General features: G+C 62.6%; 27 protein-coding genes. 7 read left to right on the top strand and 20 right to left on the bottom strand.

All coding sequences use genetic code 11. The features are described 5' to 3' along the window. Positions 1–120: 120 nt before the first annotated feature. From rseP to AC3CCE_RS18310, 7 genes are all read right to left on the bottom strand, one after another. Positions 121–1,263 (bottom strand): RIP metalloprotease RseP, encoded by a 1,143-nt coding sequence (gene rseP, locus AC3CCE_RS18340; protein WP_352513708.1) that lies wholly within the window; start codon positions 1,261–1,263, stop codon positions 121–123. Positions 1,264–1,366: 103 nt separating this feature from the next. Then, positions 1,367–2,182, bottom strand: coding sequence for a phosphatidate cytidylyltransferase (locus AC3CCE_RS18335; protein ID WP_352513709.1), 816 nt, complete (start codon positions 2,180–2,182; stop codon positions 1,367–1,369). An 11-nt stretch (positions 2,183–2,193) separates the two neighbouring features. Next, positions 2,194–2,916, bottom strand: a complete 723-nt coding sequence (locus AC3CCE_RS18330) for an isoprenyl transferase (protein ID WP_023748403.1) — start codon at positions 2,914–2,916, stop codon at positions 2,194–2,196. Between the two features lie 31 nt (positions 2,917–2,947). Next, entirely contained in the window at positions 2,948–3,502 is a 555-nt protein-coding gene (gene frr / locus AC3CCE_RS18325) for a ribosome recycling factor (RefSeq protein ID WP_023671027.1), read from the bottom strand. Positions 3,503–3,603: 101 nt separating this feature from the next. Further along, on the bottom strand, positions 3,604–4,326 hold the full coding sequence (gene pyrH, locus AC3CCE_RS18320) for a UMP kinase (RefSeq protein WP_023671026.1): 723 nt from the start codon (positions 4,324–4,326) through the stop codon (positions 3,604–3,606). A 150-nt stretch (positions 4,327–4,476) separates the two neighbouring features. Further along, positions 4,477–5,586: an aldo/keto reductase gene (locus AC3CCE_RS18315; protein WP_352512574.1), complete on the bottom strand. Its 1,110-nt coding sequence runs from the start codon at positions 5,584–5,586 to the stop codon at positions 4,477–4,479. A gap of 35 nt (positions 5,587–5,621) precedes the next feature. Next, a complete protein-coding gene (locus tag AC3CCE_RS18310) occupies positions 5,622–6,149 on the bottom strand; it encodes a nuclear transport factor 2 family protein (protein ID WP_352512575.1) in 528 nt (175 codons plus the stop codon). 99 nt (positions 6,150–6,248) lie between these two features. Here AC3CCE_RS18310 and AC3CCE_RS18305 point away from each other — a divergent pair, with 99 nt between their 5' ends. Beyond that, complete coding sequence (locus AC3CCE_RS18305; protein WP_352512576.1) at positions 6,249–7,175, top strand: LysR family transcriptional regulator; 927 nt, start codon at positions 6,249–6,251, stop codon at positions 7,173–7,175. A 33-nt stretch (positions 7,176–7,208) separates the two neighbouring features. On the opposite strand, the gene tsf is transcribed toward AC3CCE_RS18305, so the two are convergent. The 5 genes from tsf to AC3CCE_RS18280 form a co-directional block, all read right to left on the bottom strand. After that, positions 7,209–8,129, bottom strand: coding sequence for a translation elongation factor Ts (gene tsf / locus AC3CCE_RS18300; protein ID WP_023684688.1), 921 nt, complete (start codon positions 8,127–8,129; stop codon positions 7,209–7,211). 108 nt (positions 8,130–8,237) lie between these two features. Beyond that, positions 8,238–9,026, bottom strand: a complete 789-nt coding sequence (rpsB, locus tag AC3CCE_RS18295; RefSeq protein WP_023671022.1) for a 30S ribosomal protein S2 — start codon at positions 9,024–9,026, stop codon at positions 8,238–8,240. Positions 9,027–9,203: 177 nt separating this feature from the next. Further along, positions 9,204–9,704 (bottom strand): LysE family translocator, encoded by a 501-nt coding sequence (locus tag AC3CCE_RS18290; protein WP_352512577.1) that lies wholly within the window; start codon positions 9,702–9,704, stop codon positions 9,204–9,206. Between the two features lie 108 nt (positions 9,705–9,812). Further along, positions 9,813–10,091, bottom strand: a complete 279-nt coding sequence (locus tag AC3CCE_RS18285) for a DUF4031 domain-containing protein (RefSeq protein ID WP_023671020.1) — start codon at positions 10,089–10,091, stop codon at positions 9,813–9,815. A 44-nt stretch (positions 10,092–10,135) separates the two neighbouring features. After that, positions 10,136–10,966: a cell envelope integrity EipB family protein gene (locus AC3CCE_RS18280; RefSeq protein WP_023724373.1), complete on the bottom strand. Its 831-nt coding sequence runs from the start codon at positions 10,964–10,966 to the stop codon at positions 10,136–10,138. Positions 10,967–11,104: 138 nt separating this feature from the next. On the opposite strand from AC3CCE_RS18280, the gene AC3CCE_RS18275 reads away from it, so the two are divergent. The 5 genes from AC3CCE_RS18275 (at position 11,105) to AC3CCE_RS18255 (ending at position 15,321) form a co-directional block, all read left to right on the top strand. Next, on the top strand, positions 11,105–11,569 hold the full coding sequence (locus tag AC3CCE_RS18275) for a RidA family protein (RefSeq protein WP_023684686.1): 465 nt from the start codon (positions 11,105–11,107) through the stop codon (positions 11,567–11,569). 14 nt (positions 11,570–11,583) lie between these two features. Next, the gene (locus AC3CCE_RS18270; RefSeq protein ID WP_352512579.1) at positions 11,584–12,312 is read left to right on the top strand and encodes a glycerophosphodiester phosphodiesterase; all 729 of its coding nucleotides are present in this window, start codon (positions 11,584–11,586) and stop codon (positions 12,310–12,312) included. A 55-nt stretch (positions 12,313–12,367) separates the two neighbouring features. Further along, positions 12,368–13,582: a GNAT family N-acetyltransferase gene (locus AC3CCE_RS18265; RefSeq protein ID WP_352512581.1), complete on the top strand. Its 1,215-nt coding sequence runs from the start codon at positions 12,368–12,370 to the stop codon at positions 13,580–13,582. Between the two features lie 96 nt (positions 13,583–13,678). Continuing rightward, positions 13,679–14,107: an HIT family protein gene (locus AC3CCE_RS18260; protein WP_352512582.1), complete on the top strand. Its 429-nt coding sequence runs from the start codon at positions 13,679–13,681 to the stop codon at positions 14,105–14,107. Between the two features lie 278 nt (positions 14,108–14,385). Next, complete coding sequence (locus AC3CCE_RS18255; protein ID WP_352512583.1) at positions 14,386–15,321, top strand: phosphatase PAP2 family protein; 936 nt, start codon at positions 14,386–14,388, stop codon at positions 15,319–15,321. Between the two features lie 99 nt (positions 15,322–15,420). Here AC3CCE_RS18255 and clpA read toward each other — a convergent pair whose 3' ends face one another. From clpA to AC3CCE_RS18235, 4 genes are all read right to left on the bottom strand, one after another. Next, complete coding sequence (gene clpA / locus AC3CCE_RS18250; protein ID WP_023684681.1) at positions 15,421–17,910, bottom strand: ATP-dependent Clp protease ATP-binding subunit ClpA; 2,490 nt, start codon at positions 17,908–17,910, stop codon at positions 15,421–15,423. 6 nt (positions 17,911–17,916) lie between these two features. Continuing rightward, positions 17,917–18,243 carry an ATP-dependent Clp protease adapter ClpS gene (gene clpS, locus AC3CCE_RS18245; RefSeq protein ID WP_023671012.1) on the bottom strand — a complete coding sequence of 109 codons (327 nt, stop codon included), beginning with the start codon at positions 18,241–18,243 and terminating at the stop codon, positions 17,917–17,919. Positions 18,244–18,518: 275 nt separating this feature from the next. Continuing rightward, on the bottom strand, positions 18,519–18,848 hold the full coding sequence (locus AC3CCE_RS18240) for a phasin family protein (protein WP_023671011.1): 330 nt from the start codon (positions 18,846–18,848) through the stop codon (positions 18,519–18,521). Beyond that, on the bottom strand, positions 18,845–19,120 hold the full coding sequence (locus AC3CCE_RS18235; protein ID WP_023726657.1) for a hypothetical protein: 276 nt from the start codon (positions 19,118–19,120) through the stop codon (positions 18,845–18,847). Before AC3CCE_RS18235 ends, AC3CCE_RS18240 begins: the two co-directional genes overlap by 4 nt. Positions 19,121–19,188: 68 nt before the next feature. Here AC3CCE_RS18235 and AC3CCE_RS18230 point away from each other — a divergent pair, with 68 nt between their 5' ends. Further along, positions 19,189–20,583: a D-alanyl-D-alanine carboxypeptidase gene (locus tag AC3CCE_RS18230; RefSeq protein ID WP_023748392.1), complete on the top strand. Its 1,395-nt coding sequence runs from the start codon at positions 19,189–19,191 to the stop codon at positions 20,581–20,583. Positions 20,584–20,629: 46 nt separating this feature from the next. Here AC3CCE_RS18230 and AC3CCE_RS18225 read toward each other — a convergent pair whose 3' ends face one another. The 4 genes from AC3CCE_RS18225 to AC3CCE_RS18210 all read right to left on the bottom strand — a co-directional run bounded on the left by AC3CCE_RS18225 (position 20,630) and on the right by AC3CCE_RS18210 (position 24,082). Continuing rightward, the gene (locus tag AC3CCE_RS18225; protein ID WP_023700739.1) at positions 20,630–21,328 is read right to left on the bottom strand and encodes a DnaJ domain-containing protein; all 699 of its coding nucleotides are present in this window, start codon (positions 21,326–21,328) and stop codon (positions 20,630–20,632) included. Continuing rightward, positions 21,328–22,059, bottom strand: a complete 732-nt coding sequence (locus AC3CCE_RS18220; RefSeq protein WP_352624690.1) for a VWA domain-containing protein — start codon at positions 22,057–22,059, stop codon at positions 21,328–21,330. Before AC3CCE_RS18220 ends, AC3CCE_RS18225 begins: the two co-directional genes overlap by 1 nt. A 103-nt stretch (positions 22,060–22,162) precedes the next feature. Next, a complete protein-coding gene (locus tag AC3CCE_RS18215; protein ID WP_023671006.1) occupies positions 22,163–22,600 on the bottom strand; it encodes a DUF1489 family protein in 438 nt (145 codons plus the stop codon). A 78-nt stretch (positions 22,601–22,678) separates the two neighbouring features. After that, complete coding sequence (locus tag AC3CCE_RS18210) at positions 22,679–24,082, bottom strand: L-serine ammonia-lyase (RefSeq protein WP_023688590.1); 1,404 nt, start codon at positions 24,080–24,082, stop codon at positions 22,679–22,681. Between the last annotated feature and the right edge of the window lie 144 nt (positions 24,083–24,226).

The following is a 24,226-nucleotide window of genomic DNA, read 5'->3' as shown; positions in this document are numbered from 1 at the left end:
GCTTCAGGTTAATTTGTAATTACTTAACCCTGATGCGTGGCTTTCGCGTCACGCATACCCCCGTGCATGGTAAACGGCGTCTCAACATTGCCGGTGCTGAAGCCAAATTTCTTCATGATTTCAGCACCCAAACAGATCGTTCCAGAAGACGAAGCCCATAAATCCCAGCACCAGAAAGAGGCCGGCCCGGTATCCCATTTCCATCATCCGCTCCGATACCGGACGCCGGAAAACGGCTTCGAGTGCGTAGAACAGGAGGTGGCCGCCGTCGAGGGGGGGAATCGGCAAAAGGTTCAGAATTCCGATCCCGACCGACAGTCCGGCGACGAGTTGCACCAGCCACAGGAAGCCAAGCTTTGCCGCCTGCCCCGACATCTTGGCGATCTTGATCGGGCCGCCCAGCTGGCATTTGTCTTCGCGGCCGACAACGAATCGCTGCAGGAACTGGCCGGTGCGCTGAATGACGTGCCCCGTCTCCTCGACCGCGGCGCCGACTGCTCCGACAGGGCTGTAGGTGATCAGCCTGGGCTGGCCGACATCCTTGTTGTTGACGACGCCGATGACGGCCACCTTGACCTTGTTGCCCAGTGCGTCCAGCTGCTCCATCGGCTCCGGCGTCGCGACGACCGTGACCTCCTTGCCGTCGCGCAACATGGTGAAGGTGATGGCGTCGCCGCCGCGGCCCGAAACTAGGCGCTGGACGTCGGCGAAGGTCTCAACCTTGCTGCCGTCGACGGCGACGAATCGGTCGCCTGGCAAAATGCCGGCCCTTGCGGCTGGACTGCCGGCGGTGACCGCCGCCACCATCGGCTCAAACACAGGGCGGCCATAGAGGGAAAACAGCACGGCAAAGACGGCAATGGTCAAAAGGAAGTTGAACAACGGTCCGGCCACCACCGTGGCGGCGCGTTTCCAGATGGGTTGCGTGTGGAAGGCGACCTTGCGTTCAGCGTCAGTCAGCGTTTCCAGATCTTCCGAACTCGGCTGGCTCGACGTGGCGCTCATGTCGCCGACGAATTTGACATAACCGCCGAGCGGTATGGCGCAGAGCTTCCAGCGCGTGCCGTGGCTGTCGTTGAAGCCGAGAAGTTCGGGGCCGAAGCCGATCGAAAAGGCCTTCACGCCAATGCCGCACCAGCGGCCGACCAGGTAATGGCCCATTTCGTGAATGAAGACGACCACGGTCAGCACGAACAGAAACGGCACCAGCGTGCCGAGGACAAAGCCTTCCGTGCTGAACAACGCGTGAAGAATTTCGTTCAAGTCATGCCCTCAAATTCACCCGCGGCAAAAGGTGTCGCCGCGACTGTGACATCAATCCAGGCGAATCCGTGGCGTGCGCCATTTCTTCGCCGTGAAATATCACTCAAGCCGGAAACAGCCCCTGCGCCGGATGATCGGCGCCCGCCGAAATCCAGCCGATCACGTATAGGGCAAAAGCCGCCGCGACAAGCCCGTCCACCCTGTCCATGACACCGCCATGCCCGGGTATCAACGCGCTTGAATCCTTGCGGCCGTGGCGGCGCTTGACCCAGGATTCGAAGAGATCGCCAGCCTGGGCAACAATCGACAGCACCAGCGCAACCAAGGCGAGGACGCCAAGATTGCCGGCCCCGGCGGCGGCAGCCAGAAGCACGCCGGCGGCCACGCCGCCGACAGCGCCGCCAAGCGCGCCGCTCTGCGTCTTGCCGGGGGATATAGATGGCGCGAGCTTGGGCCCACCGACGGAGCGGCCGACGAAATAGGCGAAGATGTCGGTCGCCCAGACCACGGCGAACAGAAACAGGATTGCGACCAGGCCGGGATGGTCGCCGCCGCGCAGCAGCGCCAGCGATAAGCCGGACAAAGCCGCGTAGGCAAGACCGGCTGCATCCCATTGCGCCGCTCCATGCATACGGGCGCCGACAGCAGCGACCACAACCATGGCCAGGACAAGAGACAGAAGCCACGATGCCGGCACGCCTGCAACCAGGGCGACGACGAAAACCAGAAGCAGCGCTTCGGGAATGAAGCCGAGGGTCGCACCGGCCAAGGGGCGCGACATGCGCGCCCATTCATAGAAGATGACCGCCGATATCCCGGCGCAAAGCAGGCGGAACCACAGCGCTCCCAACCAGGTCAGGCCAAGCGCTATTGCGGCCAGCACCAGCGCCGAGACGATGCGAAGCTGAAGATTGTTCATCCCGCCGCCGATCACGAGGCAGCGACATCTTGAGCGGCAAGCCCGCCAAAACGGCGCTCGCGGCCAGCAAAATCGCGCAATGCGTCGGCCAGGTGTTCGCGGCTGAAGTCAGGCCAGTAGCAAGGCAGAAAAACCAGTTCGCTGTAGGCTGCCTGCCACAGAAGGAAGTTCGACAGCCGAAGCTCGCCACTGGTGCGGATGACCAGCTCCGGATCGGGAATGCCTGCGGTGTCGAGGGCGCCGGCAAAAGTGTCTGCCGTGATCGCCTCTGCGTCGATCTCGCCGCGCGCCACTGCGGCTGCGAGCTTGCGTGCCGTGCGCACGATCTCGTCGCGCCCGCCATAGTTGAAGGCGATGACCAAGGTCAGCGATTCATTGCGCGCAGTCAGCGATTCGGCCTCTTCGAGCAGGCCCCTGATGTCCGGCTGCAGCCCCGCCCTGTCACCGATGATCCTGACGCGCACGCCGTTCTGGTGCAGTTCGGCCAGATCGCGGCGGATGAACAGCTTCAAAAGCCCCATCAGGTCGCTCACTTCGGCCTTGGGCCGCGACCAGTTTTCCGATGAAAAGGCGTAGACGGTCAGGAAGGAAATGCCGAGACCGGGCGCGGCGCGCACCGTCTTGCGCAGCGCTTCGACGCCGGCGCGATGGCCGGCAAGCCGCGGCATGCCGCGCGCCTTGGCCCAGCGTCCGTTTCCATCCATGATGATCGCGACATGCGCCGGCGTTGCCATTGTCTCGCTTTCGGGCCGGTGTGGGCCGACCCTAAACCTGCATGATTTCAGCTTCCTTATCGGAAAGCAGGTGATCGATGGTGCTGATCGTCTCGTCGGTCAGCTTCTGGACCTGATCGGAGCGCTTCCGCTGATCGTCCTCGCTGATGTCGCCGTCCTTTTCCGCCTTCTTCAAGAAGTCCATGCCGTCGCGACGGACATGGCGCACCGCAACGCGGGCGTTCTCGGCGTAGCCATGCGAGATCTTGACCAGTTCCTTGCGGCGCTGCTCGTTGAGCTCGGGCAGCGGAATCCTGAGGTTGGTGCCGTCGACGATCGGATTGAAGCCCAGATTGGATTCTCTGATGGCACGATCGACCGCGCCGACCATCGACTTGTCCCAGACCGAAACCGAAATCATGCGCGGCTCCGGCACCGACACGTTCGCCACCTGGTTGATGGGCATGGTGGTGCCGTAGGCCTGGACCTGGATGGCGTCGAGCAGATTGCTGGAGGCACGGCCGGTGCGCAGCGAAGCCAGATCGTGCTTGAAGGCGGCGATCGCGCCATCCATGCGCCGCTTGAGGTCGTCGAACTCACCACTCATCTTAGTCTCCTCGACCCGTTTGATCCGGGTTCAGTGCTTAGGGCCTATATTCGGACCCGCTTTCGAAAACTGATCCCCTTTTTAGGAGAGTATACTCCGGGTCACTCGTCGGCGACGATCGTGCAACGGCCACCGCCCCGCAGAATATCGCCGAAACCACCTTTTTCGTGGATCGAATAGACGATTATCGGGATGTTGTTTTCGCGCGCAAGTGCAATTGCGGCGGTATCCATGATCGAAAGGCCCTTGTTGATGACTTCGGCATGGCTGATGCGCTCGAAGCGGGTCGCATTCGGATCCTTCTTGGGATCGGCCGAATAGACGCCGTCGACCTGGGTGCCCTTGAACAACGCGTCGGCGCCGATCTCGGCGGCGCGCAAGGCCGCGGCCGAATCGGTGGTGAAGAACGGATTGCCGGTGCCGCCGGCGAAAATGACGACCTTGCCCTGGTTCATATAGGCGGTGGCCTGGCGCTGGGAAAAACTCTCGCAAAGTTCGGGCATGGCGATGGCCGACAGCACGACGGCATCGACGCCGATCTTGTTCAGCGAGGTGCGCAGCGCCAGCGAGTTGATGACGGTGGCCAGCATGCCCATGTGGTCGCCGGTGACGCGGTCGCCGCCCTTGGATGCCACCGCCACGCCGCGAAAGATATTGCCGCCGCCAATGACGACGCCGACCTCGATGCCAAGTGCGCGGGCTTCGGCGATGTCGGCCGCGATTCGGTCGACCACCGAGACATCGATGCCGAAATGCTGCTCGCCCATCAACGCTTCGCCCGACGCTTTCAGCAGGACACGTCGATAGAGGGGCTTTGCCGTCATCTGGACCTCGTCATTGTTGCGTGTGGCAGCCTGGGCAGGCCGCCCTCGCGCGGGCGCCGCCGCTGGCGCGATGCCGAGTTCCGATACACGAAGGGCGCCGCGATGTCACGCGGCGCCCCTCGCCCAATTCCGCCTTCCCGTCGCGGCCCGTCAGTTGCTGGTGATGCTGACGGCGTCGCCCTCGACCAGCAGCGGCGGCGCATAACCCAACGGCTTGTCGCCGGTCACGGCGCCGCCGGTAACCCGGGCTTGTATGTCGGAACCGAAATAGGCGTACGGGAATGGCGGCGGTGTCTTGCTGACCGTATTCAGCCGCGCGCGAAGCTCGGCGGGTAAAGTGAAATCCAACGCCGCCAGATTGTCCTGCAACTGCGCCAGCTTGGTGGCGCCAAGAATCACGGTGGCGATGCCCGGTTGCGTTGCCACCCAGTTGAGCGCGACCTGCGCCATGCTGCGTCCGAGTTCGGCGGCAACTTTTTCGAGCTCCGCCACGATCGCCCAGTTGCGCTCGGTGAACTTCTGGAACCCCGGATGAGTGGTGTTGCGAAAGCCGTCGAGCCGGCCGGCATGGCCTTCCTGCGTCGGCCGGTACTTGCCGCTGAGCAGCCCGCTTGCCAGCGGGCTCCACACCATGATTCCTGCGCCATGGCGGGTGCCGAAGGGCACGAACTCATTTTCGATCGAACGCTCCACCAGCGAATATTCAAGCTGCAGGGCCGACACCGGCTCGTAGCCGCGCCACTCGGCGATCGTCTGCGCGCGGGCAGCATACCAGGCCGGCACATCGGACAGGCCGACATGGCGAATTTTGCCCGCACGCACGAGATCATCCATCGTGCGCATGACCTCCTCGGCCGGCGTCAGCCCGTCCCAGACATGGAGGAGGTAGAGGTCGATATAGTCAGTGCCCAACCGCTTCAGCGAGGCGTCCACGGCGCGCAAGATGTTCTTGCGGCCATTGCCGCCGGCGTTCGGATTGCCGGGCTCCGCGTTGAAGGTGAATTTCGTGGCGATCACCGCTTTGTCGCGCAAGCCTCGCTCGGCGATGAATTCGCCGAGCCAGGTTTCGGCTGTGCCGCCGGTGTAGAGGTCGGCGGTGTCGAAGAAATTGCCGCCGGCCTCGACATAGGCGTCGGCCATGGCGCGCACGGTTTCCCTGTCCGCGCCCCAGCCCCATTCGGTGCCAAAGGTCATGGTGCCCAGTGCCAGCCGGCTGACGCGCAGGCCGCTGTTGCCCAGTGTGTAATAGCTCATGGTCATGGTGTTTTCCTATCCCGACTTTTATTGACGCCGGCTCATTGGCCAGGCGTCGTCTTGACCCAGGGATTGCCGCGCTGATGCGTGGCGCGGAAAATGAAGCCGTCGACTTTCCAGCCGGTCCCGGAGCGAACCAGATGGTGCTCGTAAGTGCCCCAGACTTCCCACAGCGGGTCGCCATTGCCTTCCATCCGGTTCCAGGCATAGCCGTTCGAAGAGACGGTCGCCGCGTCCGCCTCAAAGATCACCTGGTGATTGGTGCGCAGATGCAGGCTGGTCTTGCTGCCCCTCAGGTTGCCGGCCCAGGTACCGATCAGATCGTCGGAGGGGATGGTGGCGGCAGGCTGTCCTGACAGGCTGCTGAAGTCGACGGTGACACGGTCGGCGAAATAGGAGCGGGCAAGCTTCCAGTCCTGCGCATCGACGGCACGGTCGATGGCATCGGCGATGCGGATGACGGCGCGTTCGTCGGCGAGCGCGCGCTGACCGGACGGCTCGGCGCCGCCGGCATCGACCGGCGCCAGAGCAAGGCCTGCGGCGAAGGTAGCGTATTTCAAGGCATTCATGTCTTTTATCCTTTGTGCATCGGTGACGGCAATGTGGGCCAGCCTGTCGGCATCGAGAAGATTGAATTGTTCGCAAGGACTATGCGATATCATGCACGAATGGACCGGGATCTGCTCAGCCATTTGCCTGTCATCGTCGCCGTTGCGCGACGCGGCGGCTTTGCGCTTGCCGCGGCCGAACTGGGCATGTCCCCATCCGCCGTCAGCCATGCGGTGCGCCTCGTGGAGGAGCGGATCGGCCAGCCGCTGTTTGCGCGCACCACGCGCAGCGTCTCGCTGACGGAAGCCGGCAAGGCGCTGGTGGACACGGCAGCCCCTGCCCTCCAGGATATCGCCGACCGGATGGACCGCATCCGAGCCATCAAGGGCCGGCCCTCCGGCTTGCTCAGGTTGAACGTTCCCAACATCGCCGTTCCACTTGCCGTCACTCCCGTGGTCGCCGCGATGGCTGAACGCTATCCTGATGTGACCATCGAATTGCTCACCGACCAGGGGCTGGTGGACATTGTCGGCGAGGGTTTCGATGCCGGCATCCGGCTGGGCGAGATGATCGCACAGGACATGGTCACGGTCCGGCTGACGCCGCCATTCAACGCCGTGATCGTCGCCTCCCCCGCCTATGTCGGCCGGCATGGCCGTCCGCGCAGTGTGGCGGATCTTTCGGACCACAATTGCATCGGCTACCGGCTTGTGCGCTCCGGCGCACTCTATCGCTGGGACCTGACCGAGGACGGCAAGGATGTCGTGGCCGAGACGAAGGGTACGGTCATCGTCACCGATTCGCTGGCCGCGATCGACCTTGCGCTTGCCGGCGTCGGGCTGACCTATGTGTTCGAGCCGCTGGTGCGCGCGGAATTGGCAGCCGGCCGCCTCGTTCAGATCCTGCCGCAAACGGCGATCGAGGAGCCCGGCCTCTTCCTTTACTTCCCGCGCAGGGCGTCGACGGCGCCAAAGCTCAGGGCCTTCATCGACACCGCACAAGAAATCGGCCGAGCATCCTTGCGGACACCCGGCCGAGTTGCCTGAGCTGAGAAGCCCTTTTCGGGGCTATTTTTAAAACTACTTCTTCACGGCCGCCGCGACTTCCGCCGCGAAATCGGTCTCTTCCTTTTCGATGCCTTCGCCCAGCGCAAAGCGCAGATAGGCGGAGATCTTGGCCGGAGCGCCGATGTCCTTCTCGGCATCCTTCAGCGCCTGCTCGACAGTGATGTCGGGATTGAGCACGAAGGCCTGCTTGAGGAGCACGACTTCCTCGTAGAACTTGCGCAGGCGGCCTTCGACCATCTTTTCGATGATCGCTTCCGGCTTGCCGGACTGGCGCGCCTGGTCGGCGAAGATCGCCTTCTCGCGCTCGACCGCTGCCGGATCGATCTGCTCGGCGGTCAACGCCAGCGGGTTGGTGGCGGCGACATGCATGGCGACCTGGCGGCCAAAGGCGTTGGCGGCATGCTCATTGCCCGTCGTCTCGATCGCGACCAGAACGCCGAGCTTGCCAAGACCATCGGCAACCGCATTGTGGACGTAGGTTGCGACAGCACCGTGCGGGACGGTGAGCTTGGCCGAACGGCGGAAGCTCATGTTCTCGCCAATGGTGCCAACGGCGTCCTTGATGGTGTCAGTGACCGACTTGTCCGAACCCGGATACTTTGCGGCAGAGACAGCCTCCGTCGTGCCGTAAGCAAGCGCGACCTTGGCGACATTGCGAACGATCTCCTGGAACTGCTCGTTGCGGGCCACGAAATCGGTCTCGGAGTTAACCTCGACGATGGCGGCCTCGCGGACGCCGGAGTCGACGCCGATCAGGCCTTCGGCGGCAGTACGGCCAGCCTTCTTGTCGGCCTTGGAAATGCCCTTCTTGCGCAGCCAGTCGACGGCCTCTTCGATGTTGCCGTTGGTCTCGGTCAACGCCGCCTTGCAGTCCATCATGCCCGCGCCGGTCAAGTCGCGGAGTTCTTTGACCTGTGCAGCCGAAATGCTCATTGTCGCCTCTTTGTTTTAAATGCACCGACGCACCACCGGTACTCGGTGATGCGTCCGTCTAGCGTGCCAAATATGAGAATGATGAAGGCCGCAACCGGCCTTCGACTGTCAAGCTTCCGGAGCGTCCGCAGCCGGGGCCGGAGCCGGATCAAGCGCCGGTTCGACCGGAGCTTCGACCGAGGCGCCGATGTCGACGCCGAGCGCGCCCTGCTGGCGGGCGATGCCGTCGATGGCAGCCTTGGCGATCAGGTCGCAATAGAGCTGGATGGCGCGCGCCGCGTCGTCATTACCGGGGATCGGGAAGTCGATCTTGTCCGGATCGCAGTTCGAATCGATGATGGCGACGACCGGAATGCCGAGGCGCTTGGCCTCGAGAATGGCGATCGCTTCCTTGTTGGTGTCGATGACGAACATCAGGTCGGGCGTCGAGCCCATGTCCTTGATACCGCCGAGCGCCTTGTCGAGCTTCTCGCGCTCGCGGTCGAGGTTCAGGCGTTCCTTCTTGGTCAGGCCCTGGGCCTCACCGGCCAGCATCTCGTCGAGCTTGCGCAGGCGCTGGATCGAATTCGAGATCGTCTTCCAGTTGGTCAGCATGCCGCCGAGCCAACGCGAGTTGACATAGTATTGGGCCGAACGCTGTGCGGCGTCGGCGACGATGTCGGACGCCTGGCGCTTGGTGCCGACGAACAGCACGCGGCCGCCCTTGGCAACGGTGTCGGAAACCTGCTTCAGAGCCTGGTGCAGCAAAGGCACCGTCTGCGACAGGTCGATGATGTGGATGTTGTTGCGGGCGCCGTAGATGTAAGGCGCCATCTTCGGGTTCCAGCGGTGGGTCTGGTGGCCGAAGTGAATGCCAGCTTCCAAAAGCTGGCGCATGCTGAAATCAGGCAGTGCCATTCTTAGTTCCTTTTCCGGTTAGCCTCCACGGACACAGGCATTTTTGGACTTTGTCCTCGAACGCCACCGGAGGTTTCAGCCGGATTTCTCCCGGGCAGACACCAAAGTCCGTGTGTGGAATGAGCGCGCATATAGAGGGGAAGCGCTGCAAACGCAAGCGGTGAGGTGCTTCATCGCTCAGCGTGCGGCAATCAGCGCTCCGGTGCCGATCATGGCGCTGCCGGCGAACCGGTTAATCAGCCGCATGCGTCCGGGCGTCCTGAACCAGCCGGATGCCCTGCCCGCCAGCGCGGCGTAGATGCCCATGGTGAGAATATTGGCGCCGACGACGACTGCCACCACCAGCAGGCCGTCGGCAAACGTCATGGTGTCGAGGTTGAGGATCAGCGGCATGATCGAGGCGTGGAACAGGATCGCCTTCGGGTTGCCGAGCGCCACGGAGGCGCCAAGCAGGAACGACCGCGACAATCCGGTTTGGGGGATTCCTTGCGCAGCCGATTGCGCGGCCGCGGCCCGCCACATCTTGATGCCGAGGAAAATCAGGTAGGCCGCACCGGCGTATTTCAACAGGAGAAACACCCATTCGAAGGTCTGGGCCAGCGCCACCAGCCCGAGCAGTGCCAGGGTGACCAGCACGGCATCGCCGGCGGCAATGCCCATTTCCGGCGACGAACGCACGCAGGAAGCCGCGTGCCACGCCGTTGGTGATCACCGTGAACATCGCCGGTCCCGGCGTGGCGGCGGCAAGTGTGATGGCAAGGCAATAAGCCAAGAATGCCGTTAGCGTCACGATCGGCCCTTTCCGTTGGGTACCCGTACGCGCCTGAAGATCGCAACGATCTCCTCGCGGCTGCATTCGATGGCGCCGAGCCGCACCGCCCGGTCGCGCTCGAAGCCGGTTATGTCATAGTGCGGCGCCGATGTCCTGGGCGGCCCTTGGTAGGACGAACGCTTGACGCCAAGCTCGGCGGCGAAACGATGCAGTTCGTCCGTATCGTCGGCCATCAGGTGGCACCAGCGATGGCCGGCCCATTTCCAGATTGCCGCATCGACATAGACCGCCATCGGGAACTGCCATCAAGCCTGCCGTGGCCAGCGCCGCATTGTTGCTATTTCGAGACGGGGCAAGGCTTGGTCTGATCGAACAGCGACAGGTTGACCAGCTTTCCGGTCATCGAGAACTCGCCATAGTCCATTGTGAGGTCGCGGGTGATGCCGTTCTCGTGCAGCTTGAAGCTGATGCGGTATTCCGGCACCTCTTCGCCCGATTTGTCGGTCTCGTCGAAATAGGCGATGTCGACCGGCCAGTATTTGTCGCCTGCAAGCTTGGCCAGCGCCGGCGCTTCGGGGTCGGCCTTGTCGCCCTCGGCCTTCTTGCCGACGATGACGGTGGTGGTCATCACCTTGTTGGCATCCTCCGAACCGTCGAAAAGGCTGGTTTCGTAGAAATTCTCGCCCTTCTCGGCCTTGCCGATCAGTTCGACCAGATGCTGGGTCGGGAACTGGGTGGTGGCAAGTTCCAGGCTGTTCTTCTCGGGCTTGTCAATGTCGACTTTGAGGCCCTTGGTCTCTTTCGTGGCGGTGCCCTTGACCTCCTTGTCGAGGTTCTGGTCGACGAAGGATTTGGTCACGAACGAGAAGGTCTTGCCTTCGGCGTCCTCGAACGTGGTCGTCTGCTGGTCGGTCAGCCTGGTGTTGTCGCCGGTGGCGATCTGGGTGACGAAACGGAATTTTACCGTATAGCCCTCGCAGGGCGAGCCGTTGAACTCATAGACCATGCGGCCGGAAATCCCGGTGATGCCCGAGCGGTCCGACGCCTTGTCGAGGGTAAGATCGTAGACGGCGCGATGCGCCTGCAGCGCCGGCACGGCAAAGGCTGGAGCCATCGAGAACAGCACCGGAAAGAGAACGGCGTGGAAGGCAAGGCGCGTTGCGCGCATAAGGGGCTCCGATCGTCGCAGCTGATGGCAGGCCGCAGGTAAAGATGGTCCAGCTTAAAAAAAGTCGTGGCGGAAGCGAGGCAAAAATAGCAATTTCGGCCCGGCCAGCGCGGCGTCTCCAAGCAATAGGGAAATACCATGAGTGAAACAATCGAAAAGCGGCTAAGCGATCTCGGCGTGACAATACCTGCCGCCGCAGCGCCCGCCGCGAACTATGTGCCCTATTGCAGGTCCGGCAATCTTTTGTTCACCGCCGGGCAGTTGCCGCTCAAGGACGGCAAGCTGCAGGCAAGCGGCCTGCTCGGCCGCGACGTCGATACCGCAACCGGCAAGGAAGGCGCAAAGTACTGCGCAATCAATGTCTTGGCCCAAGCAAAAGCAGCACTTGGCGATCTCGAAAAAATCCAGCGTTTGGTCAAGATCACCGTCTTTGTTGCATCAGTGCCGGATTTCGTCGAGCAGCATCTGGTCGCCAATGGCGCCTCCGATTTCCTGGTCGCCGCCCTTGGCGAGCGCGGCAAGCATGCCCGCTCCGCCGTCGGCACCGCCTGTCTGCCGCTTAATGCCGCAGTGGAAATCGAAGCCGTCTTCGAGGTCGCATGAGCAGGACCAAGACAATGACCGACCTTTCCTGGCTGACCGCCCGCCCGGTGGCGCATCGCGGCTTTCACGACATGAACAAGACGCGCTGGGAAAACACGCTGTCGGCCTTCGCTGCTGCCGCCGAGCGCGGCTATGCGATCGAATGCGACGTGCATTTGTCGTCCGACCGCGTCCCCGTCATCATTCATGACGGCGATCTCAGGCGGTTGACCGGCCAGGACGGCTTCGTCTGGCAGCGCACGGCAGCGGAACTGGCGGCGCTCAGGATCGGCGGCACCAAGGACCATGTGCCGACACTTCAGGAGGTGCTCGACCTGGTCGACGGCCGCGTGCCTTTGGTGGTCGAATTGAAGGGCGTGCCCGGCTACGACGAGGGCCTGGTGGCGAGCGTCGGCAAGATGCTGGAGCGCTACAAGGGCAAGGCGGCGATCATGTCGTTCGACCACTGGCTGGTCCGCGATTTCCCCAGGGATGCGCCAGGAATTCCGGGCGGGCTCACGGCCTATGGCAAGGACAACCAGTTGATCGAGGCGCATTTCGCCATGCTGGCGCATGACCTCGCCTTCACCTCCTATGCCGCGGGCGATCTGCCGAACCCGTTCGTCAGCTTCGTGCGCGAAAGGCTTAAAATGCCTGTCATCACCTGGACGGTGCATGACCAGCCGGCGGTGGATCTCACCTTCAAATACGCCGACCAGATGACGTTCGAAGGGTTCGAACCCGATCTGGTCAAAGTCGCCTGATGGGAGTGCCTGAAACGTGACTTGTAGCGGCCCCGACAGAGCTTAAATAAGCCTCATGGATCAGGGTGACGAAGGCGATGGGCAAACGGCGAATGCGGAGTTCTCCATCCGCGTCGCCGCCGGCATCAATGCCTTCACATGCGACGAGTGGAACGGCTTTACCGGCACAACCCGCAGCGACACAGAAAACGGCTATAACCCTCTCGTTTCATATGCTTTTCTGAGCGCGCTTGAAGATTCCGGCTGCGCCGTGCGGCGCACCGGCTGGCAAGGTCATCATCTCAGACTGGAAAATGCCCAAGGCAGATTGCTGGGCGCCGTGCCCTGCTATCTCAAATCGCACAGCCAGGGCGAATATGTCTTCGACCACGGCTGGTCCGATGCGTTCGAACGCGCCGGCGGCAACTACTATCCGAAACTGCAATGCGCCGTGCCGTTCTCTCCGGTCACCGGCCCTCGCCTGCTGGTCAGCAAGGGCGAGGACAGCGCCATTGTGAAGGCCGGTCTCGCAGCGGGCCTGAAGGCGGTGACGGAAAAGCTCGGCGTGTCCTCCGCGCATGTCACCTTCGCCAATGAAAGCGACGTTGCAACGCTGGAAGCAGCCGGCTTCCTGCACCGCACCGACCAGCAGTTCCATTTCTTCAACGAAGGCTTTTCGACCTATGACGACTTTCTCGCCACGCTGGCATCGCGCAAGCGCAAGGCGATGAAGAAGGAGCGCCGCGAGGCGCTCGCCAACGGTATCTCGATCGACCGGCTGACCGGCAAGGACCTGACCGAAAGGGCCTGGGACGATTTCTTCGCCTTCTATATGGATACCGGCAGCCGCAAATGGGGCCGGCCCTATCTCAACCGCAAGTTCTTCTCGCTGATCGGGGAGCGCATGTCCCAGGACATCCTGTTGGTCATGGCCAAGCGCAATGGCCGCTATGTCGCCGGCGCCATCAACTTCATCGGCTCCGATGCGCTCTACGGCCGCAATTGGGGCTGCATCGAGGACCACCCGTTCCTGCATTTCGAAGTCTGCTACCATCAGGCCATCGACTTCGCCATCGAGCGCAAGCTGAAGGTGATCGAGGCCGGCGCGCAGGGTGAGCACAAACTGGCGCGCGGCTATCGTCCCGTGACCATGCATTCGGCGCACTACATCGCACATCCCGGCCTGCGCAATGCTGTGGCCGATTATCTCCGGCGTGAGCGGCGCGAGGTCGAGCGGATGGGCGAAATTCTGGAAGAGCATACGCCGTTCCGCAAGGATCTTGAGGAATAGCGATCCGCGCCTGCCCTCGCCTGACCATCTTACCTGACCATCTTGCCGGTCCAGGACAGCTTCGCTACACCGGGAGCATACTCCCGGAGCGCCGCCATGACCGAGGCCTACGACCCCAGCAATATCTTCGCAAAGATCCTGCGCGGCGAAATCCCCTCGCACCGCATCTACGAGGATGATGCCGTGGTCGCCTTCATGGATGTGATGCCGCAAGGCCCCGGTCACACGCTGGTGGTGCCCAAAGTACCGTCGCGCAATCTGCTCGATGCCGATCCGGCGACGCTCGGCCGGCTGTTCACCACGGTCCAGACGGTCGCGCTGGCGGTCAAAAAGGGTTTCGGCGCTGACGGGGTCACCATCCTGCAGTTCAACGAACCGGCGTCCGGCCAGACCGTCTACCACCTACATGTCCATGTCATCCCGCGGTTCGAAGGCATCGCGCTCAAGCCGCATACGGGGCAGATGGAGAAGCCCGAAGTGCTGACGGAGAACGCGGCGAAGATCCGAGCAGCGCTGAACGGTTGAGGTGGCGCGCGCCTCAGGGCGATGCGCTCAGCCACAATCCACCACGTCGGTTAGGAAAATATCAAACCACCCCGTGATAAAGTGCCGTACCGGGATGCGTTTGGGTTTTAAAAATCGTGGAACATTCGGTTGCGACATCAGAGCCGTTGGTAAAAGCAGCTGCCGGGCGGGCCTTTCTGCGCACCTTGGCGGACGCGTACCGGCGACACCGCCTGCTGCATGCGATGGCCATCGCTGCCCTGCTTTTGGCAGCCGCGGTCGGCCTGCGCACCGGAAACATGCCGGATTTCGGCGTGCTGGAAGACTATGCCCAATACCTTCTTTTCGCTTTCTGGATCGGTGGCTGCGCCTTCGCACTCGGCAGCTTTTTTCACCTTGCACTCATCAAGCGGGATCCCGAGCCGCTCGGCACTTTTCTGCGATCGATCGGCGGCGTCTTCGGCGACGCCGAGCGCAACGCCAACAGCCTGAATGGTCTGGCCGCGTGCATTGCGCTCATATCCGCTTTCGGTGTGTTGAAAGGCGCGGTCGCGATCCTTTCGCCATTCGCATGGGATCACGCATTGGCTCAGGCCGACCGGGTGCTGCATTTCGGCCGAGCGCCCCATGAATGGCTATGGTTTATCGTCCAGTCGCCGCTCGCCGTAAGATCGTTCAACCTGGCTTACAATTCCTGGTTCGTCGTCCTTATCGCCTCGGTCTTCATCGCTTGCATCACGCGCAGGGACACGAAGCTGCGTCACCAGTTCCTGATGAGCTTCATGCTCGTGTGGATACTGGCGGGTTTTTTCCTGGCGATGGGCCTGTCTTCGGCAGGGCCGTGCTTTTACGAGCGACTGGGGCTGGGCAGCGACTATCATTCCCTGATGCAAGCACTCGCCGCCGCCGATCGCATCTATCCGATCTGGGCGCTCAGCACGCAGGACCTTGTGTGGAGCGGCTATATCGGGGCGACGCCAGGCAGTCTCGGCATATCCGCCTTCCCGTCCATGCATGTAGCGATGGCGGTGCTTTTCGCGCTTTATGCAACACGCCGCTCACGGTTGGCCGGCCTTTTGATGTGGGCATTCGCCGCAATCATCATGGTCGGCTCGGTCGTCCTTGGCTGGCATTATGCCGTGGATGGCTATGCGAGCGTTCTGATTTCGATCGCCATCTGGAAGGCGTGCGGGTACTTCCTGGGCAAGTTTGCACCCGAGGGCGTCGCCGCCTGACCTAACAACATCTGCCCTGAAAAGCAGGGGCGCTGTGTCGGCAAACCGGCCAGCCAATGAAAAAAGGGCCCGTCACCGGGCCCTTCATAGGCGAACCTTTCAGCTCTTGCGCGGCAGTTGCGGCACCAGGCTGCGCTTGCCGCCATCCTTGCCCTTGGGCTCAGGCTCGTCCTTGCCCTTGGGCTGAGGCTTCTGCGCCACCGCCTTCTTGGCGACGGGCTTCTTGGCCACCGCCTTGCGGGCTTTCGGCGTCTCTTCCGGCTCCTGCTTCGGCTGCACCGGGGCTTCGTCGGCCAGTGATTCGAGCTTCAGGCCGGTTTCGCCGGTTTCCTTCTTCTCGACGGTGACGCGCACCGTGCCGCCCTTCTTGAGCTTGCCGAACAGCACCTCGTCGGCCAACGGCTTCTTGATGTGCTCCTGGATGACCCGGCCGAGCGGCCGCGCACCCATGCGCTCATCATAGCCCTTGTCGGCCAGCCAGGCGATCGCGTCGGACGACAGGTCGAAGGTGACGCCCCGCTCGGAGAGCTGGGCCTCGAGCTGCATGACGAACTTCTGCACCACCTGATGGATGACCGGCACCGGCAGCGAGCCGAACGGGATGATCGCATCGAGACGGTTGCGGAACTCCGGCGTGAACAACCGGTTGATGGCCTCGACATCGTCGCCTTCGCGCTTGGTCGATCCGAAACCGATCGCCGCGCGCTGCGCATCGGATGCGCCCGCATTGGTGGTCATGATAAGGATGACATTGCGGAAGTCGATCTGCTTGCCGTTGTGGTCGGTCAGCTTGCCGTGGTCCATGACCTGCAACAGGATGTTGAACAGGTCCGGATGCGCCTTCTCGACTTCATCCAGCAAGAGCACGCAGTGCGGATGCTGGTCGACCCCGTCGGTCAACAAGCCGCCCTGGTCGAAGCCGACATAGCCGGGAGGCGCGCCGATCAACCGCGAGACGGTGTGGCGTTCCATATATTCCGACATGTCGAAGCGGATCAGCTCGACGCCGAGCGAGGCAGCCAACTGCTTGGCGACTTCGGTCTTGCCGACGCCGGTCGGGCCTGAGAACAGGTAGGAGCCGATCGGCTTTTCCGGTTCGCGCAGGCCGGCACGCGCCAGCTTGATCGCCGAGGTCAGCGCGGTGATGGCGGTGTCCTGGCCATAGACGACGCGCTTCAGCTCGATGTCGAGGCCTTGCAGCACCTTCTCGTCGTCTGCCGAAACCGTCTTGGGCGGGATGCGGGCCATCGTGGCGATCGTGGCTTCGATCTCCTTGATGCCGATCGTCTTCTTGCGCTTGGCTTCCGGCACCAGCATCTGCGAGGCGCCGGTCTCGTCGATCACGTCGATCGCCTTGTCCGGCAGCTTGCGGTCGTTGATGTAGCGGGCCGACAGTTCCACCGAAGCCTTGATCGCCTCGTTGGTGAACTTCACCTTGTGGAATTCCTCATAATAGGGCTTGAGGCCCTTCATGATCTCGATGGCGTCCTCGATGGTCGGCTCGTTGACGTCGATCTTCTGGAAGCGCCGCACCAGAGCGCGGTCCTTCTCGAAGAACTGGCGGAACTCCTTGTAAGTGGTCGAGCCGATGCAGCGGATGGCACCCGAAGACAGCGCCGGCTTCAACAGGTTCGACGCATCCATCGCGCCGCCGGACGTCGCACCGGCGCCGATGACGGTGTGGATCTCGTCGATGAACAGCACGGCGCCCGGATAATCCTCGAGCTCCTTGACGACCTGCTTCAGCCGCTCTTCGAAATCGCCACGGTAGCGCGTGCCGGCCAGAAGCGTGCCCATGTCGAGCGCGAAAATGGTGGCGTCCTGCAGCACTTCGGGCACATCGCCTTCGACGATGCGCTTGGCCAGACCTTCGGCAATCGCCGTCTTGCCGACGCCGGGATCGCCGACATAGAGCGGGTTGTTCTTGGAGCGGCGGCACAGCACCTGGATGGTGCGGTTGATTTCGCTCTCCCGGCCGATCAGCGGATCGATCTTGCCGGCCTTGGCTTTATTGTTGAGGTTGACGCAATAAGCCGTCAGCGCATCCTGCTGCTGCTTCTTCTTGCCGCCTTCCTCCTGCGGCTCGGCGCCGTTCTGGCCGCCCTGCTCGTCATCGGCGCCGCGCGGCGAGCGCGTCTCCGATGCGCCGGGGCGCTTGGCGATGCCGTGCGAGATGTAGTTGACCGCGTCGTAGCGGGTCATCTGCTGTTCCTGCAGGAAATAAGCGGCATGGCTCTCGCGCTCGGCAAAGATGGCGACGAGCACGTTGGCGCCGGATACTTCCTCGCGGCCGGATGACTGCACATGGATCACGGCGCGCTGGATGACGCGCTGGAAGCCGGCGGTCGGCTTGGAATCCTCATCGTAGCCGGTGACGAGATTGTCGAGTTCGGTGTCGATATAGGTCAGAACGGTGTGCTTCAGCTCGTCGAGATCGACGTTGCAGGCGCGCATGACGGCGGCCGCCTCCGTGTCGTCGATGAGGGCGAGCAGCAGATGTTCTAGGGTTGCATATTCATGGTGCCGCTCATTGGCGAGCGTCAGCGCCTGGTGAAGCGCCTTTTCCAGGCCTTGGGAGAAAGCCGGCATGTTACCTCACTTCTTCTCCATCACGCATTGCAGCGGATGCTGATTCTGTCGGGCGAAATCCATGACCTGAGACACTTTGGTCTCGGCCACCTCGAATGTATAGACCCCGCACTCGCCCACCCCATGATTGTGAACATGAAGCATGATGCGTGTGGCGGCTTCGCGGTCCTTTTGAAAAAAACGCTCCAGGACGTGAACCACGAACTCCATGGGCGTGTAGTCGTCGTTGAGGATGAGGACCCTGTAAAGGCTGGGCTTCTTGGTCTTGGTCTTCGTGCGCGTAATGACGGCTGTGCCGCGACCGGCCTCATTGCCGTCGCCGTCACTTTGCATCCGCACCACGCTTGTCGTGGCAGTCAAACCTGAAGTCACGTAGTCCTGCCTCTTTCGAATCCCCATGCGAGTTCGATATGTAGGTGTTCGATGGACGATTTTAAGCCCTTCTTGTTAGCTGACAATATGGCTAGGTGGGCAAACCGAGGCGATTTTCAAAATCGTGAACCGCCAAAGCCCCGGAATTAAACCGGCATGAAAAAACCCGGCCGCGCATCCGCGACCGGGTCTGTTTTGCAAGCCCGAAAGGCCGTGCCTGGTATTCTCGAGCGAAATTACTTCGCCTTGGCGACAATCGACTCGAAGGGCTTGTAAGCCTCCTTGGCGAGATCGGCATAGAGATCGCCGAACTTGGTCGCCTCGGCAACGAAGCTCTCATAGCTCTGCTTGGCGAAGTCGGACTGGATCTCGACCGCCTTTTCCAGCGACTTGGCGGAGAACAGCTTTTCGACCGCGGCGCTGCCGGCTTCGAAGCTCTTCTTGGTGTATTCGCCAGCTTCAGTGGCGATCGCCTGCGCGCCCTTGGAGAGCGAGGTGAAGCTCTTCAATCCGGTATCGGCAAACTCCTTGCCGTATTTCGAGAAGTCCTCGTAGGTCTGGGTCATTTGACGTTTCCCTTGGCGTTTTGAAGCGCCCTTGCCTGAGCGCGATTGTGCAATGCACGAGAATATATTGTGCGCTGCACAAAAGTCAAGATTTCAGCGGCATCAGGCCGCGCTGCGCCGGCAACAGCTAAAATTCGAATAAAGAAAGGCTCAAGCCCGAGGAAAATGGTGAACGCGCCGGTTACCATAAACGGATTGGTAACGCTGGCCGCGATAGTTTGACGACAAGTGAGGTCGGATCCCTTTGCCGCCTCCAGGGCAATGAGTTTCAAAGGAACTATCAGTGCGTCAGGCGTTGTCGGTCTTCGGTTCAAAATCCGCATCTTCCCTCAAAACGATCATGATCCTCGCTTTGGCGATGTCATTTGTCGTTGCGGATGCCGCGTCCTCGATGGCCGCCAGGTCTTCGGCGATCGTCGTCGACGCCAAGACCGGCAAGGTGCTTTATTCGTCCGATGCCAACGGCCGGCGCTACCCGGCGTCGCTGACCAAGATGATGACGCTCTATCTGACCTTCGAGGCCATGGCGAAGGGCCGGATCAGCAGGAACACGCCCGTGCCGTTCTCGGCCAAAGCGGCGGCCGAACCGCCGACCAAGCTCGGCGTCAAGGCGGGCGGAGCGGTTTCGGTCGAGACCGCCATCCTGTCGATGGTGACCAAGTCGGCCAATGATTCGGCGACCGCGCTCGGCGAACTGCTCGGCGGCAGCGAAAGCAATTTCGCTCGCATGATGACCGCTAAGGCGCGCGCGCTCGGCATGGACGGCACCGTGTTTCGCAATGCCAACGGCCTGCCCGATCCCGGCCAGTTCACAACCGCCCACGACATGGCGATGCTTGGCATAGCGCTCAGGGAACATTATCCGCAGTATTACGGCTATTTCTCGCAGCGCTCCTTCCTTTACGGCCGCCAGCGCATCAATGGCCACAACCGTCTGCTCGGCCGCATCAAGGGCGTCGACGGCATCAAGACCGGCTATACCCGCGCCTCCGGCTTCAACCTCGTCTCGTCGGTTTCGGATGGCAACCGCCGCCTCGTCGCCGTCGTCATGGGCGGCACTTCGGGGCGCAGCCGCGACAACCAGATGGCCGGCCTGATCAACGCCTACATGCCGCGCGCATCGACCCGCGGCGGCGGCGCCCTGGTCGCCAAGGCCGGCGGCGACAATCCGGTCAAGGCGCTGGCCAAGGTCTTCCTGCCCAAGCATGACGCGCCGACGCCGGATGGCAAGCCGATCGTTGAAGACGATGCCGTAGCGTCCAATGACGATCCGACATCCGCTGACGAGCAGTCTGCTGAAGGCCAGTCTGCCGACGAACAGACGGTGGCCGCGGTCGAAGAGCCCGCCCCCGTCGTCAAGACCAGGAAGGTCAAGACCGTCATCGTGACGGCGCCGAAGGTCGAAACTGCGCAGATTGTGGCTGCCTATGCCGAACCCACGCCTGTATCCCCACAGGCGGTCGACCCGGTCAACACGGCCTCGGTGCCGGCTGGTTGGGCGGTGCAGGTGGCGTCGTCGCCCAAGCAGTCCGAAGCCCAGGCTTTCCTAGACAAGACCGCCAAGCAGGCGCCCAAAGTTCTTGGGGCTGCTTCCGGTTTCACCGTCGCCTTCGAAAAGGATGGCGAGACCTATTACCGCGCCCGGTTCGGCGGCTTCCGCTCGAAGGACGCGGCCTGGAATGCCTGCAATGCCCTGAAGAAAAAGAAAATCGCCTGCTACGCCGTCCAACAGTAGGGCGGCGTCGGAACCATCTCCCGGAAATTTACTGCGTCGAAGGAGACTAGTTGTGATTGGAGAGCAAGACGTCCTTGGCTTCGTTGATCCGCGCCGCCAGGAAAGACGTGCCGCCGATGTCGGGGTGCAGGCGCTGCATCAGGCGGCGGTGCGCCTTGCGGACATCCGCCGCGGCGGCCCCCGCTTCAAGACCAAGGATCTTGTAGGCCTCCTCCTTAGTCATGGCGCCCGCACCTGGCGCAACACCCAGCCCTTCGCCACCGTTCGCCTCAGCGTCTTTGCGCCAGACGGGAAAACGGCCGTCAAGATACGTCTCTAGGAGCTGGCGGCTCTCCGGGTCGCCGGGGAGTTCGCGGTAAAGCTGCTGCAACTCGGCCAGGCCCATCGCGCCCAGCATCTTGCCTTCATGACGGCCGGCCAGAACCAGGCCTTCAAGCCCGCCCGTATCGTGATCAAGCTCCATTTCCAGTGCGGCGGTCCGCACCGTCGAGCGCTTGCCGGGCGCCGGCCCGACCGACGGCCGCTTCATTCGCATCGAACCGTACCAGGCAAGGGCCGCGGCCAGGATGAGGCCGGCAATGCCTTCGCGCCCGACCACCAGAACGGCAAGCCCGACCAGCGCCAGAAGCACCGGCCCGAGCGTGCGCATGCCGCTTGCCAGTTTTTGCGCATCGGCGCGGACAAAGATCGTCGCCGCGCCGAGCAGCACCAGAAACAGTGCAACAAGTGCAATGATAGCGCCCATCAATTCCCGCCGCCCCTGAGATGCTCGATCAGCAGCCGGTCTCCCGGCCTGTCCCTTGCCTCGAGCGCCTTCAATCCACCCGTCGCATAGACGGCGACCGCCGAAAGCAGCCCGGCCAAGGTCGCGGCAGCCCGCCGATCAAATCGGAACCAAGCCCCTTTGGACAGCCGCGCAATCTCCTTGAACGCCTTTTCTGCGCCGGGATCATGGCCTTGCTGGAAGACGAAGACGGGAACGCCGTGCAGACCGAGGCCCCCGGCCTTCTGCGCCAGGTCGTCGATATCCTCTTCCATGGCGTCGCCGATATAGACCAGAGCATTGACCTTGGCCGCCGCCGTTTCCTTCAGCGCATGCGCCAGCACCTTGCCGATCTGGGTGTGGCCGGCACGGCAGTCGATCCGCGTCATCAGCTGCTTCAGGGCATTGGTGTCGGCGACAAAAGCCGACGAGCGGCACTCGCCCAACCCGCGAAAATAGGCCAGTTGGACGCTGAGAGTTCCGGCCTTGCCGACGGCGTCGAACATTTCGCCCTGCAGCTTGGTGGCGAGATCCCAGGTCGGCTGGCGGCTCATCGTTGCGTCGAGGGCAAGGATCAGCCGGCCCGTGCCGGTCGCGGACGCGACAAGCGTCCGGGCCTGACGGATGAAGGCGTCGATCTCGCCGGCATTGGATTGAGGCTTGACCGGCGCAGGACTGGCCCTTGCGGGCACGCGCTGCTTCTTGTCGCTCATAAGAAGCAAGATGTGGCGTTGTCGGCCCCCTTGCAAGTCCAGCCTTGGACAAGATGAAGGGCCAGCGCTCGACGCTCTGGGAGAAGCGGCCGCGCCCTTGGCTCTACAGCAAGCCCAGATCGGCGAGCTCGCGCTTTAGTTTCGGCGGCATCTCGACCATTCCGGCCTTGCCCTTGCCGATATCTGCGGGCGCATCCGAAGGTTTGAGATAACGCCAGCCCTGGAAGGCGCGGCGCGGCTGCCAGTCGGTGCGCACGACGTCGAGGTCGAGCATCAGGCGGCAACGGCCGATGCCTTCGTCGTCCGTGAACGGCCTGATATCAGTGATCAGCTGGCGGCATTGCACGCTGCCCTTGATCACCCAATAAAGCGAACCGCCATCGGTGACCTCGGCGCCGCGCGTCGGCACCATGCGGGTGGTGTGCCAGTGCTCGGCGGGTTCGCCGGCGCGGCGGCGCTCATCGAGGCGGAAGGCGATCCATTCTTCGAGGTCCTCGACGCTGTCGCAACCGACGCACAGTTTTAGGAGATTGAGTGCCATCGCTTAAGGTTTAGTCCGGCGCGCGATTGCGTCAACGGCCCTGCCCGACTTCTCCACAGTGCCAGTGGCGTTGCACGGTCAGCATTCCACGACATTGACGGCGAGCCCACCAAGGCTGGTTTCCTTGTACTTCTCGTTCATGTCGAGGCCCGTCTGGCGCATTGTTTCGATCGCGGCGTCGAGCGGCACGAAATGGACGCCGTCGCCTTTGATCGCCAGAGAGGCGGCGGTGACCGCCTTGACGGCGCCGAGCGCGTTGCGCTCGATGCAAGGCACCTGGACCAGACCGCCGACTGGATCGCAAGTCATGCCGAGATGATGTTCGAGCGCGATTTCGGCGGCGTTCTCGACCTGCTCGGGCGTGCCGCCCATGACGGCGCAGAGACCCGCGGCAGCCATCGCCGAGGCCGAACCGACCTCGCCCTGGCAGCCGACCTCGGCGCCGGAGATCGAGGCATTGGTCTTGATGATGCCGCCGACGGCGGCGGCCGTGAGCAGGAAGTCGCGGATGCTCGGCTGGTCGGCCTCGGGGTGGAAATGCAGCCAGTAACGCAGCACCGCCGGCAATGTGCCGGCCGCGCCATTGGTCGGCGCGGTGACGACGCGTCCACCGGCGGCGTTCTCTTCGTTCACCGCCATGGCGTAGATCGACAGCCAGTCATTGGCCAGCAAAGGGTTGGGCTTGTTCTGCTGCCATTGCTCCTGCAGCTTGTCGTGCAGCATGCGGGCACGACGGCGCACTTTCAGCCCGCCCGGCATGATGCCGTCCTGCGACAGGCCGCGGTCGATGCAGCCCTTCATGGCGCCCCAGATCGCATCAAGGCCGCTGTCGAGCTCCTCGCGCGACATATGCGTCTCTTCATTGACGCGCTTCATGTCGGCGATAGACAGGCCGCTTTTGCCTGCCATCTTCAGCATCTCGACGGCGTTCTTGAAGGGATAGGGCACCTTCTTGCCTTCTGTGGTCACCGAGCCCTTGACCTTCATCCGCTGCAGCTCTTCCTCGGACACCACGAAGCCGCCGCCGATGGAATAATAGATGCGCTTGAGCAGCAGCCGGTCGCCGGCATCGTAAGCGTAGAAGGCCATGCCGTTGGCGTGGCCGGTGAGCGGCGTCTTGCGGTCGAGCACCAGATCCGTCGCCGGGTCGAAGCGATAGGAGGGATGGCCGTGTGGCGATATCCGCTTCTCGGCGGCGATGCGCGTGGCGATGCCTTCGGCCTGATCGGGATCGACCGTCTGCGGTGTCAGGCCAGCAAGGCCGAGGACAACGGCGCGATCCGAGCCATGGCCGATACCGGTATAGGCGAGCGAACCGTGCAGGCTGGCGCCGAGACGATCAACTTTCGCGCCGGCCGGGCGCGGCCAGTCGTCTCCGGCGATCTCGTCGAGAAACCGCCGCGCCGCTGTCATCGGTCCCATCGTGTGCGAACTCGACGGTCCGATGCCGATCTTGAACAGGTCGAAAACCGAAAGAAACACGCTGCGCCGTCTCCGGGAATGGGATCAAGACCTACATATAGGACTTTCCATGATGTTTGTGCTGTTTTGCGGATTGCGGCGCTGCACCTGCCGACCTTGTTTGCTCCGGCAGCGACATCACCGGCTGAAAGCGCGTCGCGCTGA

Source organism: Mesorhizobium sp. P160187, assembly GCF_057766425.1.
Note: the sequence above shows the minus strand (reverse complement) of the source record. Positions and strands in the feature narration are given on the sequence as shown.

Bases quoted from the DNA above. Each gene is read 5' to 3' on its own strand.
- AC3CCE_RS18335 (WP_352513709.1), bottom strand. From the start codon at position 2,182: ATGAACAATCTTCAGCTTCGCATCGTCTCGGCGCTGGTGCTGGCCGCA.
- AC3CCE_RS18330 (WP_023748403.1), bottom strand. From the start codon at position 2,916: ATGGCAACGCCGGCGCATGTCGCGATCATCATGGATGGAAACGGACGC.
- frr (WP_023671027.1), bottom strand. From the start codon at position 3,502: ATGAGTGGTGAGTTCGACGACCTCAAGCGGCGCATGGATGGCGCGATC.
- pyrH (WP_023671026.1), bottom strand. From the start codon at position 4,326: ATGACGGCAAAGCCCCTCTATCGACGTGTCCTGCTGAAAGCGTCGGGC.
- AC3CCE_RS18315 (WP_352512574.1), bottom strand. From the start codon at position 5,586: ATGACCATGAGCTATTACACACTGGGCAACAGCGGCCTGCGCGTCAGC.
- AC3CCE_RS18310 (WP_352512575.1), bottom strand. From the start codon at position 6,149: ATGAATGCCTTGAAATACGCTACCTTCGCCGCAGGCCTTGCTCTGGCG.
- AC3CCE_RS18305 (WP_352512576.1), top strand. From the start codon at position 6,249: ATGGACCGGGATCTGCTCAGCCATTTGCCTGTCATCGTCGCCGTTGCG.
- tsf (WP_023684688.1), bottom strand. From the start codon at position 8,129: ATGAGCATTTCGGCTGCACAGGTCAAAGAACTCCGCGACTTGACCGGC.
- rpsB (WP_023671022.1), bottom strand. From the start codon at position 9,026: ATGGCACTGCCTGATTTCAGCATGCGCCAGCTTTTGGAAGCTGGCATT.
- AC3CCE_RS18285 (WP_023671020.1), bottom strand. From the start codon at position 10,091: ATGGCGGTCTATGTCGATGCGGCAATCTGGAAATGGGCCGGCCATCGC.
- AC3CCE_RS18280 (WP_023724373.1), bottom strand. From the start codon at position 10,966: ATGCGCGCAACGCGCCTTGCCTTCCACGCCGTTCTCTTTCCGGTGCTG.
- AC3CCE_RS18275 (WP_023684686.1), top strand. From the start codon at position 11,105: ATGAGTGAAACAATCGAAAAGCGGCTAAGCGATCTCGGCGTGACAATA.
- AC3CCE_RS18270 (WP_352512579.1), top strand. From the start codon at position 11,584: ATGACCGACCTTTCCTGGCTGACCGCCCGCCCGGTGGCGCATCGCGGC.
- AC3CCE_RS18265 (WP_352512581.1), top strand. From the start codon at position 12,368: ATGGATCAGGGTGACGAAGGCGATGGGCAAACGGCGAATGCGGAGTTC.
- AC3CCE_RS18260 (WP_352512582.1), top strand. From the start codon at position 13,679: ATGACCGAGGCCTACGACCCCAGCAATATCTTCGCAAAGATCCTGCGC.
- AC3CCE_RS18255 (WP_352512583.1), top strand. From the start codon at position 14,386: ATGCCGGATTTCGGCGTGCTGGAAGACTATGCCCAATACCTTCTTTTC.
- clpA (WP_023684681.1), bottom strand. From the start codon at position 17,910: ATGCCGGCTTTCTCCCAAGGCCTGGAAAAGGCGCTTCACCAGGCGCTG.
- clpS (WP_023671012.1), bottom strand. From the start codon at position 18,243: ATGCAAAGTGACGGCGACGGCAATGAGGCCGGTCGCGGCACAGCCGTC.
- AC3CCE_RS18240 (WP_023671011.1), bottom strand. From the start codon at position 18,848: ATGACCCAGACCTACGAGGACTTCTCGAAATACGGCAAGGAGTTTGCC.
- AC3CCE_RS18230 (WP_023748392.1), top strand. From the start codon at position 19,189: ATGATCCTCGCTTTGGCGATGTCATTTGTCGTTGCGGATGCCGCGTCC.
- AC3CCE_RS18225 (WP_023700739.1), bottom strand. From the start codon at position 21,328: ATGGGCGCTATCATTGCACTTGTTGCACTGTTTCTGGTGCTGCTCGGC.
- AC3CCE_RS18220 (WP_352624690.1), bottom strand. From the start codon at position 22,059: ATGAGCGACAAGAAGCAGCGCGTGCCCGCAAGGGCCAGTCCTGCGCCG.
- AC3CCE_RS18215 (WP_023671006.1), bottom strand. From the start codon at position 22,600: ATGGCACTCAATCTCCTAAAACTGTGCGTCGGTTGCGACAGCGTCGAG.